Source organism: Niastella populi (genome assembly GCF_002078015.1).
In the GTDB taxonomy this organism is placed as follows: domain Bacteria; phylum Bacteroidota; class Bacteroidia; order Chitinophagales; family Chitinophagaceae; genus Niastella; species Niastella populi.
This window is the reverse complement of the sequence record NZ_LWBP01000186.1, coordinates 22,351-37,948: the sequence shown is the minus strand read 5'-3', so window position 1 is coordinate 37,948 and position 15,598 is coordinate 22,351. Positions and strand designations below refer to the sequence as shown.

At 46.5% G+C, this 15,598-nt stretch carries 9 protein-coding genes; 5 read left to right on the top strand and 4 right to left on the bottom strand.

Annotated features, from left to right (window positions below):
- Positions 1-48: 48 nt before the first annotated feature.
- From A4R26_RS16065 to A4R26_RS16050, 4 genes are all read left to right on the top strand, one after another.
- Complete coding sequence (locus tag A4R26_RS16065; RefSeq protein ID WP_081164765.1) at positions 49-579, top strand: RNA polymerase sigma-70 factor; 531 nt, start codon at positions 49-51, stop codon at positions 577-579.
- Positions 580-632: 53 nt separating this feature from the next.
- Entirely contained in the window at positions 633-1,676 is a 1,044-nt protein-coding gene (locus A4R26_RS16060; protein WP_081164764.1) for a FecR family protein, read from the top strand.
- 187 nt (positions 1,677-1,863) lie between these two features.
- Positions 1,864-5,199 (top strand): SusC/RagA family TonB-linked outer membrane protein, encoded by a 3,336-nt coding sequence (locus A4R26_RS16055; RefSeq protein ID WP_242674922.1) that lies wholly within the window; start codon positions 1,864-1,866, stop codon positions 5,197-5,199.
- Positions 5,200-5,238: 39 nt separating this feature from the next.
- A complete protein-coding gene (locus A4R26_RS16050; RefSeq protein ID WP_081164763.1) occupies positions 5,239-6,948 on the top strand; it encodes a RagB/SusD family nutrient uptake outer membrane protein in 1,710 nt (569 codons plus the stop codon).
- Between the two features lie 46 nt (positions 6,949-6,994).
- Here the strand turns inward: A4R26_RS16050 and A4R26_RS16045 are convergent, their stop codons facing one another.
- Complete coding sequence (locus tag A4R26_RS16045; RefSeq protein WP_242674921.1) at positions 6,995-8,422, bottom strand: rhamnogalacturonidase; 1,428 nt, start codon at positions 8,420-8,422, stop codon at positions 6,995-6,997.
- A gap of 194 nt (positions 8,423-8,616) precedes the next feature.
- On the opposite strand from A4R26_RS16045, the gene A4R26_RS16040 reads away from it, so the two are divergent.
- A complete protein-coding gene (locus tag A4R26_RS16040; protein ID WP_081164762.1) occupies positions 8,617-9,681 on the top strand; it encodes an acyltransferase family protein in 1,065 nt (354 codons plus the stop codon).
- A gap of 75 nt (positions 9,682-9,756) precedes the next feature.
- Here the strand turns inward: A4R26_RS16040 and A4R26_RS16035 are convergent, their stop codons facing one another.
- The 3 genes from A4R26_RS16035 to A4R26_RS16025 all read right to left on the bottom strand — a co-directional run bounded on the left by A4R26_RS16035 (position 9,757) and on the right by A4R26_RS16025 (position 15,398).
- Entirely contained in the window at positions 9,757-12,306 is a 2,550-nt protein-coding gene (locus A4R26_RS16035) for a zinc-dependent metalloprotease (protein WP_081164761.1), read from the bottom strand.
- Positions 12,307-12,743: 437 nt separating this feature from the next.
- Positions 12,744-14,150: a sulfatase family protein gene (locus tag A4R26_RS16030; protein WP_081164760.1), complete on the bottom strand. Its 1,407-nt coding sequence runs from the start codon at positions 14,148-14,150 to the stop codon at positions 12,744-12,746.
- A 111-nt stretch (positions 14,151-14,261) separates the two neighbouring features.
- Positions 14,262-15,398 carry a hypothetical protein gene (locus tag A4R26_RS16025; RefSeq protein ID WP_081164759.1) on the bottom strand — a complete coding sequence of 379 codons (1,137 nt, stop codon included), beginning with the start codon at positions 15,396-15,398 and terminating at the stop codon, positions 14,262-14,264.
- Positions 15,399-15,598: the final 200 nt, after the last annotated feature.

Genomic DNA, 15,598 nt, shown 5'->3' with positions numbered 1-15,598 from the left:
TAGAAAGTGAAACTTGCCGCCCAGGAGATATCGATCTTGCAAAAAAGAATGTCTTATTTTAAGGACGAGGATGCGTACAGGAAATTATTCTATCACTATTACCCCATTTTACTGAATTTTTGCACTACCATTCTCAACAATAATGAAGATGCAGAAGAAGTAGTTTCGGAAGTAATGCTCAAGGTGTGGACCCTGGGAGAAAATCTTAACCAGGTGGAAAACCTGACCGTTTACCTGCTCAAAGCCGCCCGCAACAAAGCATACGATGCGCTCAGAAAGAAAAGCCGGGAAGTTACTACCATTACCATCTCTGACAACATAGAGGAATATATAGTGGATAAAAACTCCCCTGAGAGCCTGTACAGCGGGGTTGAATTGTCGCAGTATATCGAAAAAACGATCCGTGCGCTGCCAACACAGGCACAGCTCGTATACCGGCTGGTGAGGGAACAGGGCCTGGCTTACAAACAGGTAACCGATGTACTTGGCATCTCACTGAATACAGCAGAAACGCATATGCGCCTTGCGTTAAAAAAGATCCGCAGCGCATTGAATGCTTACCTGGCCGAAAAAAAATAATTCCCGGTCGTTCACGGCAAACTTCCATTTATGCGTCTATTCAAATACACATTATGCAATCATCTATAGAAAATAGGTTCTATGATTTACTCGGCCGCAAAATGGCCGGGGAGGGAACGGCGGCAGAACAGGCGGAACTGGAATCTATACTTCAAAGCCACCCTGAACTACAACCTTTTTATAATCAGATCTTAACGTATTCACCGGAAGCGCCGGACGTTGATCCCGAAAACGCCTACCTAACCCATCGTAACAATTTTATATACCCGGCGCAGGAGGAGGTAAAAATGCGCAGGAGGTTTGTCAACCGTACCATGGTTACAACACTGGTTGCCGCTTCGGCTGTTTTGGCGCTGGGGTTAACATGGATATTTGTAAAAAAGAATAAACCGGTACCGGCCAGTAAACAGATCGTTGTTACCACAGGCGCCAGTAAAGATCCGGGATCTGTAATGACATTACCCGATGGTTCCGTTGTGCGGCTCAATGCAAAAAGTAAGGTAAGTTATGCTGAAGGGTTTGCCAATAAACGCGAAGTGTATCTCGAAGGAGAGGCTTACTTTGAAGTGGCACATAATGAGAACATTCCTTTTATTGTTCATACCGGTGAGGCCGATATCAAAGTATTGGGCACCAGGTTCAATGTGCGTAATTATGCAAATGAGCAAAGGATGGAAGCCGCGCTGTTGACAGGAAGCATCGAACTTACGCTGCGTACCGGCTCGCAACACAGCATTCTTTTAAAACCGACGGATAAAATAATTATAAAGAAAAATGCAGCTGGCGATACCGCGGCAATGGCATCTTCCCTACCCGGCAAAGTGGAACGTACAAGCATCAGGATGCAGGATAGTGTAATTGTCGAAACTTCCTGGCTAAACGATAAAATGGCTTTTTATGATAAACCGTTCGCTGAAATAGCATTGGACCTCGAGCGAAAATTCGATGTAAAGATCGGGTTTAAAAATGAGGCGGTAAGCGGCTATAAGTTCACAGGAGTTTATGACGAGGGCAACGCTGAAGATATTCTGAAAATACTACAAATGATCAAAGGATTTCAATACACCATAACTAACGATCAGATCACCATCTATTAATTCAAACCCATTCGCCAATGAATTAACGGGTTCTGCATATTGCAAAAGAAAGTAGGGAATATCGCCATATCCCCCACTTTAGATTTTAAAGAAAACTTAGTCTTAAAAACCAACCAAAATTATGAAAATTAGCGATTGCTTTTTTTCTGTATGGGCTTTTTTGTGCCTGCGGAAAATTAAACTGCTTATGAGATTATCCACGGTTTTTGTTTTTATTGCACTACAGGTTTCGGCAAAGAACCATGCACAGGAGGCTATCAACCTGAAAGCTTCCAACCTGAGTATTCAGGAGATCATTAAGAAAATTGAAGGTCAAACCAGGTACAGGTTCTTTTATAGCAGCGATGACCTGCCGGTGCATCAGCGGTTTTCAATCGACATTGAAAATGCGGGGATCAACCAAACGCTATCAACGCTCTTCAACGGAACCCGTTACAACTGGAAACTGATTCCCAATCACCGGGTTATCATCACCCTTTCAAACCAGACATATATTGCAGCTTCAAAGTATACAAGAATTACCGGCGTGGTTCGTGCCGAAAGCGGCAACCCTATACCCGCCGCTTCTATAAAAGTTAAAAACACAACCAGGGGCACCAGCACCGATAACGAAGGCAACTTCATTATAGAGGTTACGGAAGGCGAAATACTCGAAATTTCCGCCATCAATTATGAACCCGTAGAGATCACTATCGGCAATCAAACCCAGCTTACGGTAACCTTAAAACTGAGCGACGCCGTTATGAGCGATGTGGTGGTGGTAGGTTACGGCACAAGAAAACGTCAGGATGTTACGGGCGCGGTTGTGAAGGCCAACCTGCAGGCCCAAAGGCAATCGCCCAATCCGAACGTGATGTCTTCCTTAAGAGGAACCGTACCGGGACTTACCGTTGGCCAGGTAACAACAGCGGGCAGCGATCCTACGATAATGGTTCGCGGCCGCAATTCAATTTCGGGCACTACCTCTCCCCTTATTGTACTGGACGGTCTTATATACCGGGGTTCCATCACATCCATCAACCCTTCCGACATTCTGAGCATCGACCTGCTGAAAGATGCAAGCGCCGCCGCCGTATATGGCTCGCAGGCATCGAACGGTGTTGTGCTCATCACTACCAAAAGCGGGGCCAGCGGCATTGACAAAATAACGGTTGATTATACCGGTTCTTATTCCATTCAGGAAATGACGAAAAAGGAAATGCGCCCCATGAATGGTGAACAGTATATACAAAAGCTGGGCGACTGGTATCTGGCTGAAAGCAGGGACCCCGGCGACCCTACCAAAATGAACCCTAACTGGGACCCCGGCACCAAACTGGCGCCGGTGGAAGCCGCCAATTACAGCAATGGTTATACAGCCAACTGGTGGAACCTGCTTACCAACCCAAACCCGCGCATACAAAATCATTCCATTGGTATAGGCAGCAGATCGAAAAAGACCAGGTTTTATTTGGGTTACGGTTTCTTTGATCAAAGGAACCTGATCATGAATGATAATTATAGCCGGCACAGTATACGCCTGAACCTCGATACAAAAGTGTTCGACTGGCTCACTGTCGGCGCGCAAACGGGATTATCGATAAACGACTATAGCGGTATTTCGCCAACATTCTCCGATATCATGTACCTGAAACCTTTCACCCTGCCCTTTGACCCTGCAACGGGTAAGATGCTTGAGTTTTACGCCAATACCACCACACCAACCATACTGGAAGTACTCAAAAGGTCGAGAGACAAAGACAGAAACCTGAACTTCATTGGTAATGTTTTTGCCAGTGCAGACATCCCTTATATAAAAGGACTGAACTACCGCGTGAACTTCGGGAACAACTATATCTTTTACAATAAGAACAATTACCATGCGCCGAATGAGGAAGCAACGGCCTATAAAACCTACATGACCGATTATTTTCTCACTTTAGATAACATTCTTACCTACAAAAGAGTATTTGGTTTGCACGGCGTGGACGTCACGTTGCTTTATGGCGCTGAAATAAATAAACACGATGGCTCCAGCACTTCGGCATCGGGCATATTGAACGGTGCATTATCGTATAACCGGCTCGATGTAGGCGATGCCGCACGGCTTACGGTATCAAATGACGCAGCTATCTTACCCTGGAAAGAACAGGCGTTGTATCAAATGGCGCGGGCTTCCTATTCATATGACGGAAAATACATTCTCACCGGTACAATAAGAAGGGATGGCTTCTCGGGTTTTTCAAGCAGGAACAAAAGCGCGGTATTCCCATCCCTTGCATTTGCCTGGCGCGTAAGCAATGAGCCTTTTATGAACGCTTATTCATGGGTAAACGATCTCAAACTGCGGTTATCATACGGTTCAACCGGTAACAGAACGGTAGGCAGGTATCAAACCCTTTCGCAGATAAGTGTTGGGCTGGGTAACGGATATTTATACGGAACGGGCGGCAATGCCCAGCTGGGTTCCTTCCTTTCGCAGCAACCCAATCCAAATTTACAATGGGAAACCACCAATTCCACCAATACCGGTATCGATTTCTCCCTGTTCAACAACCGGCTTTCCGGTTCGCTCGATGTATATTTCTCCCAATCGAGGAACCTGCTGAACGCCAGGGCCACTCCTACCATAACCGGCTTTTCTTCATACCTTATCAACATTGGCAAAATACAAAACCGGGGCCAGGAGCTAAACATCACCGGCGTTCCGGTATCTACAAAGAACTTTCGCTGGGATGTAACGGTTAATTTTTTCAGGAACAGGAATAAGATAACGGATATCGACGGTACGGGTAAACACCTGATCAATGGCGCCGATCCTATTCTCAGTTTCTTTATCGGTGAGCCTTATGGGGTAGTATATGATTATAAGATCACCGGCATGTATCAACTGGGCGAGGATGTGCCTTCAACACTGGCGGCTCAGGGCTTTAAAGCCGGGCAGTACAAGATCGAAGACGTTAAAAAAGATGGCATCATAACACCCGACGATAAACAAATAATAGGCAAACTCGATCCCGCTTACAGTTTTGGTATCTCCAACAGCATTACTTACCGGAGTTTTCAATTGAAGTTCTTTATCAATGCCATTCAGGGTGGAAAGAACGGGTACCTCGGCAAACCGGGTATCACGTTGCAAAATCCTGATAATATCAGGAACAACAATGTCTTTGCCTTCGACTACTGGACGCCCAACAATCCTTCGGCGCGGTACAGAAGCATAGCCGCATATGTGGCCACACTCGGCGAAAATTTCGGGCCGTACATTTCAAGAAGTTTTGTACGACTGCAGGATGTAACGCTAACGTATAATATACCCGACGATTTTCTGCAACGGTTAAAAGGAGTAAGAGCATTAAGTGTTTATGTGAATGCGCAAAACCTGTTGACCATTACCGGTTGGGATGGCTGGGACCCGGAAGCCAATCCACCCGCCGCGCAAAGGTCGTCCCTGGGGCAACGGATTCCCGGCGGCCTGGGTTTAGACCCCAATGGTTACCCGGTAATGAAGAATTATTCGCTGGGTGTGAACATAACATTTTAAGGTAACCCGTGGCCCGGTTAACCACCAAAACTTCGAAACATGAAAAAAACGTTATTTGCCATATATATCTTTTTATTGGGAACAGCCCTGTTCTCCTGCAGCAAAAGTTTTTTGGACGAAGAACCGCTGTCGGTGTATACGCCCGGTAACTCGCTGCAAACTTCAGCACAATTTCAACAGGCCATCAATACGGTTTACAATGGCGTGCGCAACATTTACATGGGCAATATGAACCTCGATACCTATTTTGGATTGTACTATGCTACCGATTTTGCATTCAATGCTACCGATTACGACCCGGCTGCAAAACTGAATGCCTATAAAGCCACCATGGTGCCCAGCTATTTAATTCCTCAAAATATCTGGACCGCCTTTTATAAGATCATTACCAACGCCAACCTGGTGATTGCCCGGGTGCCCGCCGCCACACAGCTTGCCGATGCCGACAAAAACAGTTTTCTTGGGCAGGCGCTGTTCTTCAGAGCATACTGTTACAATATTCTGGCTAACCTCTATGGCGGGGTACCGCTCGAGTTGAACGAACTCACCGGGCCGCGATTTGATTATGTTCGGGCTTCGCGCGATGAAGTGTACCAGCAATGTAAAAAAGACCTGCAGCAGGCGACAGGTTTGTTAAAGAACATCGATGAAGTAAGCGATGGCAAGGTTAACAAACAAATAGCGCAACATGTGCTTACCGAAGTGTTGATCTCCCTAAAGGATTATGATGGCGCTATTGCCAGCGCTTCCGGCGTGATCGGTTATTCAGGCGTATCACTGATGACAAACCGTTTCGGAAGAAGGGCCAGCTCGCCGGGTGATGTGTACCGCGACCTGTTTGAATACAATAATCACAATTACAGTACCGGTAACCGCGAAGGGCTGCTGGTGATCCAGACGGCATTGAACAACCCGGCTGCGGTAGGCGATCAAACCGCATGGGCCATAGTTCCCAGTTTGGGCGGCTTGCGGTTTACAGAAACAGGGACCAACACCCGGAAAAATGTATTGTTCAATGGAAAGTTTGTTGACAGTATTTCGTCGAACGGTATCGGCTGGATCAGGCCTACCTCGCATTTCTATTATGAGATCTGGACACCGGGCGATATACGCAATTCAGCTTACAATATCGTCAGGGACATTCGTATTTCCGGTGTTCCCGCCACATCGCCCGATTATGGCAGGTGGTATGTAAAAGATGGATATAAGAACAATGTATCACCCGCCGACTTCCGCGACACCATCCGTAATTTTTACCCGGTGATCAGAAAGGCATCCCCGTCGGCAGGCGACTTCGTTGCGGTAGCCGGCCCTTCGGTGCAAACCAACATGACCAATCCATTTGGCGGTTTCCTGCTCAATGGGGCTAACAGGCTGTTTATGCAGAAATATATGGCCCGGTTAGCAGAAACCTACCTGTTAAGAGCGGAGGCTTATCTTGGAAAATCACAGTTCCAGAAAGCGGCTGATGATATAAACGTATTGAGAACAAGGGCCAACGCCACACCTGCAACGGCCGGTGAAATGAATATAGATTATATCCTCGATGAGCGCCTGCGCGAATTGTACCTCGAAGAGTTCAGGGCCGTTACACTTACGCGTTTGGGGCTTTTGTACGATCGAAATAAAAAGTATAATCCCAAATCAGGATTGACGATTGAAAAATACCACAACCTCTGGCCCATACCAACTACTGAAATAACACAGAATACAGGTGCGGAGATAAAACAGAATGAAGGGTATCAATAGGCAATAAGTGTGGCACACCTTGAAGGTGAGCCACACTTATAAATTGTCAATTGCCAATTGGCTTTCCATTCACGGTTACGTTCTTCAATGTAAAGTTTTCTACTATCGAGGTGTCGATATGCAAACTCCGCTTTGCGGTAATATTCAGATTTTCAAATGTGAAGTTCGATAACTTATAGGTGAAAGCATCAACGTTGCCGCGATTATCCGAAGCGCCCACATTAAAAAAGTTATCACAGTCAAGTTTGATATTGCGCATGGTAATGTTACGGCAAATGCTATTCCGCAACGCCTTCTCGCCTTTGAGATCGAAGAACTGCGTCCAGGGGCGTATGAACAAAAAATTGCCAACATCAGTGCCCTCTACATCTTCTACCAAAACGTATTCATATTCCTGTGGTGTATCGGGGCGCATTTTTAACCAGAGCAGGCGCACTGCATTTTGTATTTTTATCCGGCGCAGGATCACATTCCGGTTATGGATCGATTCGCTGCCGAGGGTGAGTACACCATGACAAAAACCATAGGTACAATCTTCGATAATAATGTTTTCATTGCCCCCGTTCCGCTCGTCTTTATCGGCGAGCGGGCCCTTACCACCTTTCAACGCTACCGCATCATCGTTTACAGACATATAGCAGTTTTTGATAAGGAAATTTTTGCAGCCGTCTATATCAACAGCATCGGTACTGGGCGCCTTAACGGGCGTTTTGGAAGATAAGATGCGAAGGTTAAGCAGTTTTACATTTTCGCATTTATAAAAGTGGGTGGTCCAGAAAGGCGAGTTCATACAGGTAATGCCGGAGATCCGGACATTCTTACTTTTTGAAACGTATACCAGCCGCGGCCGCATTTCATCCATATTGGTACAATTGGGATTGAACTGCCGCCTTAACCAAAAAGATTTCCAGTAACGAAGCCCGTTACCATCGAGCGTTCCTTTGCCGCTGATCGTAAACCCGTCGAGGCAGTCGGCATTTACCAGCGCCGCGAAATATTTAAGTGTTTGCCCTTCCATACGCGTCATTACCAGCGGAAAGTTGCTGATATCGTCGCTGCCTTTCAGCCTGGCCCCTTCTTCAAGGAACAGGTGAGTGCCCTGTTTGAAAAAAAGCGAACCGCTCAGGAATGTTCCTTTCGGGATCACAATTACGCCGCCGCCATTATCATGCGCTTTGTTTATGACTGCCTGTAATTTTTCTGTTTGAATGACCGTGCTGTCGTTTTTCACATTATAGTCGGTGATCCGATAACGCTTACCTGACTTATTCATGTCAGCAGTATTGTTTTGCCTGAACCAATCGGGTATCGGTGTTCCATCGGGAAAATTTTCCTGGGCAAAAGCATGCAGTTGGAGGATAATGGAAACCAGTAAGAATGGGACTGACAGCGAAATTTTCATTTTCATCTGAAAATAATAATTGTGTTTTAGCCAGATGAATTTACCCCCGGCAAGCCCGGGGGGACGTTTCATATGGCAAATAAATTACGAATCAAATGGCAATTGGCCATGTACAGTTGTACATGACAATCAAATATATAAGGGGCAGGCCTTGTAACCGTCCTGCTGTATAGGGTAAAGCGCAGCGCTTATTGAAATTAAATACACATTAATTTTTTCCTGCATTATAGTTTTGCTGGCATTGGTTCCTGAATATTGCCCCTGAAATGAAAAACCAGCAAACTACTGTTATCGGCAAACCACATTTCGAGATCCTTGACGGTTTAAGGGGCGTTGCCGCCATTGCGGTGGTCGTATTCCACTTTATGGAAATTGCCATCCCTGATTACAAAAACAATTTTATAGCCCACGCCTACCTGGCGGTTGATTTTTTCTTTTGTTTGTCGGGCTTTGTGATTGCCTATGCATATGATGATAAGATGGCTGCCATTGGAATTCGTGAATTCCTGAAACGAAGGCTGATCCGCCTGCACCCGCTGGTGATCATCGGCTCGGTGACAGGTTTGCTGCTCTTTATCTTCGACCCGTTCTCCAACCTGTATCAAAAGTATGCCGATAAAACATGGCTGCTGTTCCTATGTTCCTGCCTGATGATCCCCTTGCCGCTGGTGAAGGAAAGATATTCCAATCTTTTTCATCTCAATGCGCCCACCTGGTCGTTATTCTGGGAATACGTCGCTAATATTTTGTACGCCATTATTCTTGTGAAACTGCCAAAGAAAGCGCTTTGGGTACTTACTGTGCTGGCTGCGGCAGCGCTGGTATATGAAGGCTGGCGATCGCACCATTTAAGTGTGGGATGGGGCGGCGATAATATCAGGGGCGGCGGCATCAGAGTGGGTTATTCCTTCCTGGCAGGGATGCTGGTTTATCGTTCCCGGTTTATCATTCGGTCGAAACTGGGTTTTGTTTCATTAAGTTTATTACTGATGCCGGCCCTGTTGTTTCCGTGGAATGAAAAATTTACCTGGTTGGCCGACCCGCTCGTGTGTATCTTTTATTTTCCTTTTCTGATCATGCTGGGCGCAGGTGCATTAACGCGAAAAAGCACCCAACCCATTTGCCGGTTTTCGGGAAAGATCTCCTACCCCCTGTACATGGTTCATTATCCTTTTATCTGGGTGTTCCTGAGTTATGTTGAAAAGTACAAACCTTCTCTTTATACAATGTCATGGATAACCGCAATTGGCACTTTATTACTGTTGTCATTTGCCTGGCTGGAGATGAAGTATGTTGATGAACCAGTTCGTAGGTGGCTAAGCAAGCGATAAGGCAATGAGCAACCGGCAATAAAAAAGGACCGCTTACGCGATCCTTTTTTTGTATACCAAAAGGAAACTAATCAACTATTTGTTGTCCAGCGCATCGCTCAACCTGCTGGCAATATCCTGCAGGTGAAGACGGGTAGCCTGGTTAGGCGCCAACGATGCAGCGGCTTTTATTTCAGCCATCAGGCTGCGTGCATGTCCTTTCAGGAGGGATGAAGCGTCTGTTATTTTCGCCATACCGCCGCCGCCCTGCGGCATACTTCCCGGTGCAGCGGCACGGGTCGGAGCTACAATGCTGATCAATGCTTCAACATATCCTTTCTGCAACATCCGCCGTTGTGCATCGATCGGTTTGTGCAAAGGCAGTTCACTCCAGATGCCCTTCTTCAGATCATTGATCATTTCAATGGAAGTATAGGCAACTTTACCTTTCGTTTGCTCAAACAGGTCGAGCTTACTGAGCGTGCCGGGGTTCAGCAAACGGCTAACCGTGCTTACCTGAACACCAGCCAGCATGCCGGCCGGGTTAATACCGGTTACCCCGGTGATCTTGTAATCGAGCAGCCACGTGGGTGTTGTAAACAACTGCTGCTGCAGGAAGGCCATGGCTTCCTTCTGCCGCGCTTTGGATGTAAATTCAATTACATCGCCGGCTTCTTCAATGGTTTTTGGGGTGGTGGTAATACCGCCGATATATTTGGCTACATGCCCCATATAGCGGTTATACTGCCCTACCAGTTCTTTATAAATGTCTGAAAGGTTGCCATAACCTTCATTGGGTTCTTTGGTCCACTCGGGCAGGCTGGCCAACACTCTTTTAAGGTTTTTGATACCATAAGCGCCGGCTTTCATGGCATTGTCGCCGAGGTCTTCATTCTGGCAGCGGGGATCGTCGCGATCTGTTTCGGTACCAAACCAAAGGCGTTTATTGGCGCCGATGCGTTCTATTATCCATTTATTCAACCAGCTGGCCTCATCGGCAGCAGTTTTAAATTCAGGTTTCCATTTGTAACCCCATTCAATAGCCCAGATATCGTAATCGCCGATGCGTGGAAAAATACCTTTTTCGGAGATACTGTCTTCGGGTTGCGCCACATAGTTGAAGCGGGCATAATCCATTATCGATGGGGTGTGGCCATTCGCTTCTACAAACGCTTTGTTACGCAGCATCTCAACCGGTACAGTTGAAGAAGACCCGAAGTTATGACGCAAGCCAAGGGTATGGCCAACTTCATGTGAAGAAACAAAACGGATAAGCTGGCCCATCAATTCATCATCAAACTGCATCTTGCGGGCTTTAGGATCTATGGCTGCCGCCTGGATCATATACCAGTGGTGCACAAGGCTCATTACATTATGGTACCAGTTCACATGCGTTTCCATGATCTCGCCACTGCGGGGGTCGTGCACATGCGGGCCACTGGCGTTTGGAATATCTGAAGGTTTGTATACGATCACATTGTGCCGCGCATCCTCCACGCTCCATGAAGAATCATTCTTAGGCGCCTCTTTCGCATAAATGGCATTTTTAAAACCGGCTTTCTCAAATGCAACCTGCCAGTCGTTTACACCTGCGATCAAATAAGGCACCCATTTTTTCGGAGTGGCCGGGTCTATATAATAAATAATGGGCTCTTTGGGCTCAACCAGTTCTCCCCTGTTGTATTTCTCCACATCTTCCGGTTTGGGCTCCAGGCGCCAGCGGGTGATCATGCTGATGCGCTTCACGCCCTGGGGATTGGCATCGAAGTCGGTAAAGCCGGTAGCAAAGTAACCTACGCGTGAATCGAAATACCTTGCCTTCATGGGCACTTTTGGCAGCAATACCAGCGAACTGTTCAGTTCATACGTTGCAGGAGCTGCGCCTGGTGCGCCCATCATACCCGGAATGTTCGGGCCAATCGTTCTATTATAGGTTTTCACCGTTTTTATCTCAACGTTACCGGGGAATGCTTTCAATTCTGCGATGTAGGAACTTGCAGGCAAAAGAGCCGTTAATCCAAGCACGCGCTTAACCCCCGACTCAAAGAAAAGGATGTCATTGTCGCCAGACAGGTAGTCTGTTACGTCTAAAACAAAAGCGCCTTTTTCTTTATTGTAAGCCTTTACATCGAACGCGCCTACTATCGGCTGCAGGTTGGAGTTACGAACAGATGTATACATACCATTTTCGGTGGTATCGGCGCTCATTTCCTTGTAAGAGATCGATTTTAAAAAGATGCGGTCATCGGGACCTTTCTCAAACCTGATCACATTGTCGCCTATCTGGTCGCCGGCATATCCCAGCATTTGGGCGCGGGATCCTGCAGCCGAACGGGAGATCCGGCATACAGCCAAAATATCGCGGCCGATCAATGAATCGGGAATTTCAAAAAAATGGCGGTCATCTACTTTATGAACGCTGAACATTCCATTACGGGAGATGGCTTTCGATGTTATAACTTCTGCATACGGCTTGGGACCGGCTTTTGGACCGCCACCGCGGCTCATGCCGGGTGTATTTGGTGTGGCGGCAGCAGCTGCTTTTTTTGTTGTATCAGCTGGCTGGGGGGCCGGGGATCTTCTTTGGGCAAAAGCCATCGAGGCTATTACAAATCCGGTACTTAATAGTAGTAGTTTCTTTCGCATGTAGAGTTCAATTATTAAATGAGCTGTTTTTTAACCGGTATTTCCTGTTTTAACCACCAGGCACAGCATAGCCGGGAAGGCAAAGCCTGCCATACTATGATCCAATCATTAAGAATAATTAAATGGTTACGTGATAGTGATGGAGATGGACAAGGGAATACTTTTAAAAACAGCTTTGGTTGTTATTTCCGTATAAATATCAGTAAGCTCAATCATAATTCCAATAGAAATACTGTTTTACCATATATATTCCGGCGAAAAAGCCATTTCTCTAAATTTTATTCACTCTTCGAGCGGTTTCATAAACAAAAACCGGCTTTTTTTCAGATGGGGAAAGTCAGTATTAGCACTTCTCTCGATAATTAACTGATTCCCGAAGAACAGGTAATGTATTAAAAAATGAGCTGCCCGCAGGAGCAGCTCATTTTTTTTAGCAACTATTTCGAAAGTTGATATACCCTGTCGACGGAAGCGCCATCGTCGTTTTGTTGTTTCATCCATTCCTTCAACCGGGCGCTATAGGTTTTTACCAGTGTGGCATAAGCTGCATCACCGGCCAGGTTATTCAACTCATAAGGGTCTTTTTGCAGATCGTACAATTCAAGGGCCGGGCGGGTAGTGATCCGGGTTATTAACCGGCCGTTTCCGGGCGAAGTACTGTCCTTTTTCAGCCACGAACTCCAAAGGCTGTTTTTATGGTTGGGGTTCATCATGAACTTGTTATAATATTTGATTTCAGGCGAAAGGTTCATGATCAGCTTATATCTTTTATCCCTGATCGACCTTATTGGATACGGCGTTCCCTCCGGTATATTGTTATGAATACCGAACGCATACTGCCTGTTCTCTTTACCCCGGCCAAGCATCACCGGTAAAAAATTTTTTCCATCAAGATCATCGGGCGCCTTTCCACCGGCCAACGCACACAAGGTAGGGGTAATATCTTCATATTGTATAATGGCCTCCGATGCCGTTCCCGGCTTTACTACACCGGGCCAGCGGATGATCATTGAACTTTTTTGACCGTAGTCCCATAAGTTCCATTTGCCGCCGGGGAACTGGGGTCCCTGTTCACCCAGGAAAATAAAAATGGTATTTTTCTCGTGGCCTGTTTCTTTCAATAACTGCATAACATCACCTACCTGGTTATCGAGGCGTCTTACTTCAGCCAGGAATTTACAATACTGGGTTCGTGTTTCTTTTGTATCTACCCAATGGGCTGGCAGTTGCAGTTGGTCGGCCCTGAATTCGGAAGGATCGCCCATTGTCCAGGGCATATGGGGGTTGATGCTCATTATGAACAGGCAAAAGGGATCGCCCGATTGGGTAGTAATGAATTGGCGAATGTCCTGCAACGTATAGTCATCGGTTGCCGCCACGCAGTTGGGTTCAAACCCTTTGATGAAGGTAAAAGGAAATACAGCGGCCGGCCTGGTGCTGTGATCTTTGCCGGTTAACGCCACTTTGTACCCCAGGTCGCCCAGGTAATGGCAAACACTTTTTAAACTGTCATATACCCCTTTATGATTTTGGAAAGAGCCATGTCGCATAGGATATAGCCCCGTAAACAATGAAGCCCGCGTAGGCACACACATGGCTTCTGATGCAATCATCTGGTTGAACTTCATTCCTTCAGCCGCCAGTTTGTCGATGTTGGTTGTTTTAATATTCCTGCCGCCATAACAACTCAACTGGCGCGAATCGAGGTCATCGGCCATGATAATGACAACGTTCGGCCTGCGGGCATTATTTATTTCCGTGGAATCGCTGCCAACGGCGGTTTGAACGTTCAAACTTAATTGTACGAGCAGCGTGATCAATATTAAATGACATTTTTTGTTCATAACAACCGGCTTCAATCTGTTAGGAACACAATATCGGCTGATACGGGTTAACACCTGTATCAATTTTGTAGCTATTTGTACCAATCTTGTAGAAAGAAAAGATCACCGCCATTAATCGGGAACATAGGCATCGTCGCCAATCCCAAACGTAGTTCTTGAATCGGGATAAAAATAGAACAGCTTCCTCACCACCTGTCCGTTATTATACTTCATTTCGATCGAATACCCATTCAGCTTATACGTTCCCGCTGCATTGGAATTGGAATACGTGGTGGTGCTTACATCAAAATCGCTATTGGAGCCGCCGGCAGTTTTTTTCATTACGAACTGGCCCTTGTCGTTAAAGTTGATATTACCGGAATAAACGATCATTGTATTACCGCCCAGGGCGGTGTTACCACCGCCGCCAATGGTCATGTAGGCGCCTTTTATTTTTTCGTTGGCAACCGGCGCTTTTGCCCAGAACCATTTACCCGTCCAGCGTTTTGTTTTCATAACGCCTTTTTCGGGCAGGGTAACCACCAGCGTTTTGCCTTCCAGCTTCCAGGCGCCCCATTTATTCGGCTCGGCGATTTTTGATGCAGCCACGTCCAGGTCATAAGGTGCAACAATGGGATACCTGTAAATGCTTCCGTTTTGCAACAACAGGTACGGCCGGTATTCGATGATCACCATGCCGCCTACCCCTATGCCGGTTTCTGCATTGATGACAATGCCCCTGATCTCAGCCGGTTTTACACCCTGCCCCGGCGCTGTAGTGGGCGTTTTTTGTTTTTTACTGGTAACCGTGGTAGTTTCTTTTTGTTTGTTGCCGCCGCCAGCGCCGGCTTTGTCAGGTGTTAATTCAACCCCCTCCTTTCTTGCAAGCGCCGCAAAATGATCTACGGCATTATTCAGGTAGGTATTTTTCGGACTGCCGGGATAAATAATTTTCGCATAACGAACCGAATTGTCGGCCCTGCGGTAAGCCAGCAAAAAGAAATTCTTCGCCTGCCCCCATTTATTCTTTGCATAAGAACCCCAGATATTGATAGCCTGGAAATTCCTTCGCTGTGTGTTGGCAGTTGCAGGAATGTTATAACCTGCTTCCTGAACGGTTTGTTTTGCTGTTTTGTCGAGCCAGCCAGCCAGTTCACCAACATGCTGCTCGGGAGGCATTACCTCATACAAAAAGTCGTTTTGTGAGTGGGGAGTGAATGTATAACGGGCGCCCTGTACCTGTTGATTCCAGCCATCTATGGGAGGCATAGCATTTTGTGCGGCAGCGGATAAGGATAAAAGTATTGACAAGGCTGGAAGTAAGGTGCGCATACTTTTTTAACTGCTTCAGCAAATTTCAGACCATTGTACCAAATGAATTAGTTATGAAACTGCTATAAATTGTTAATTGATCTCTGAAGGAAGCTGTAAAGCCGCACACTAAAAAAGGATCGCGGTTGCGATCCTTT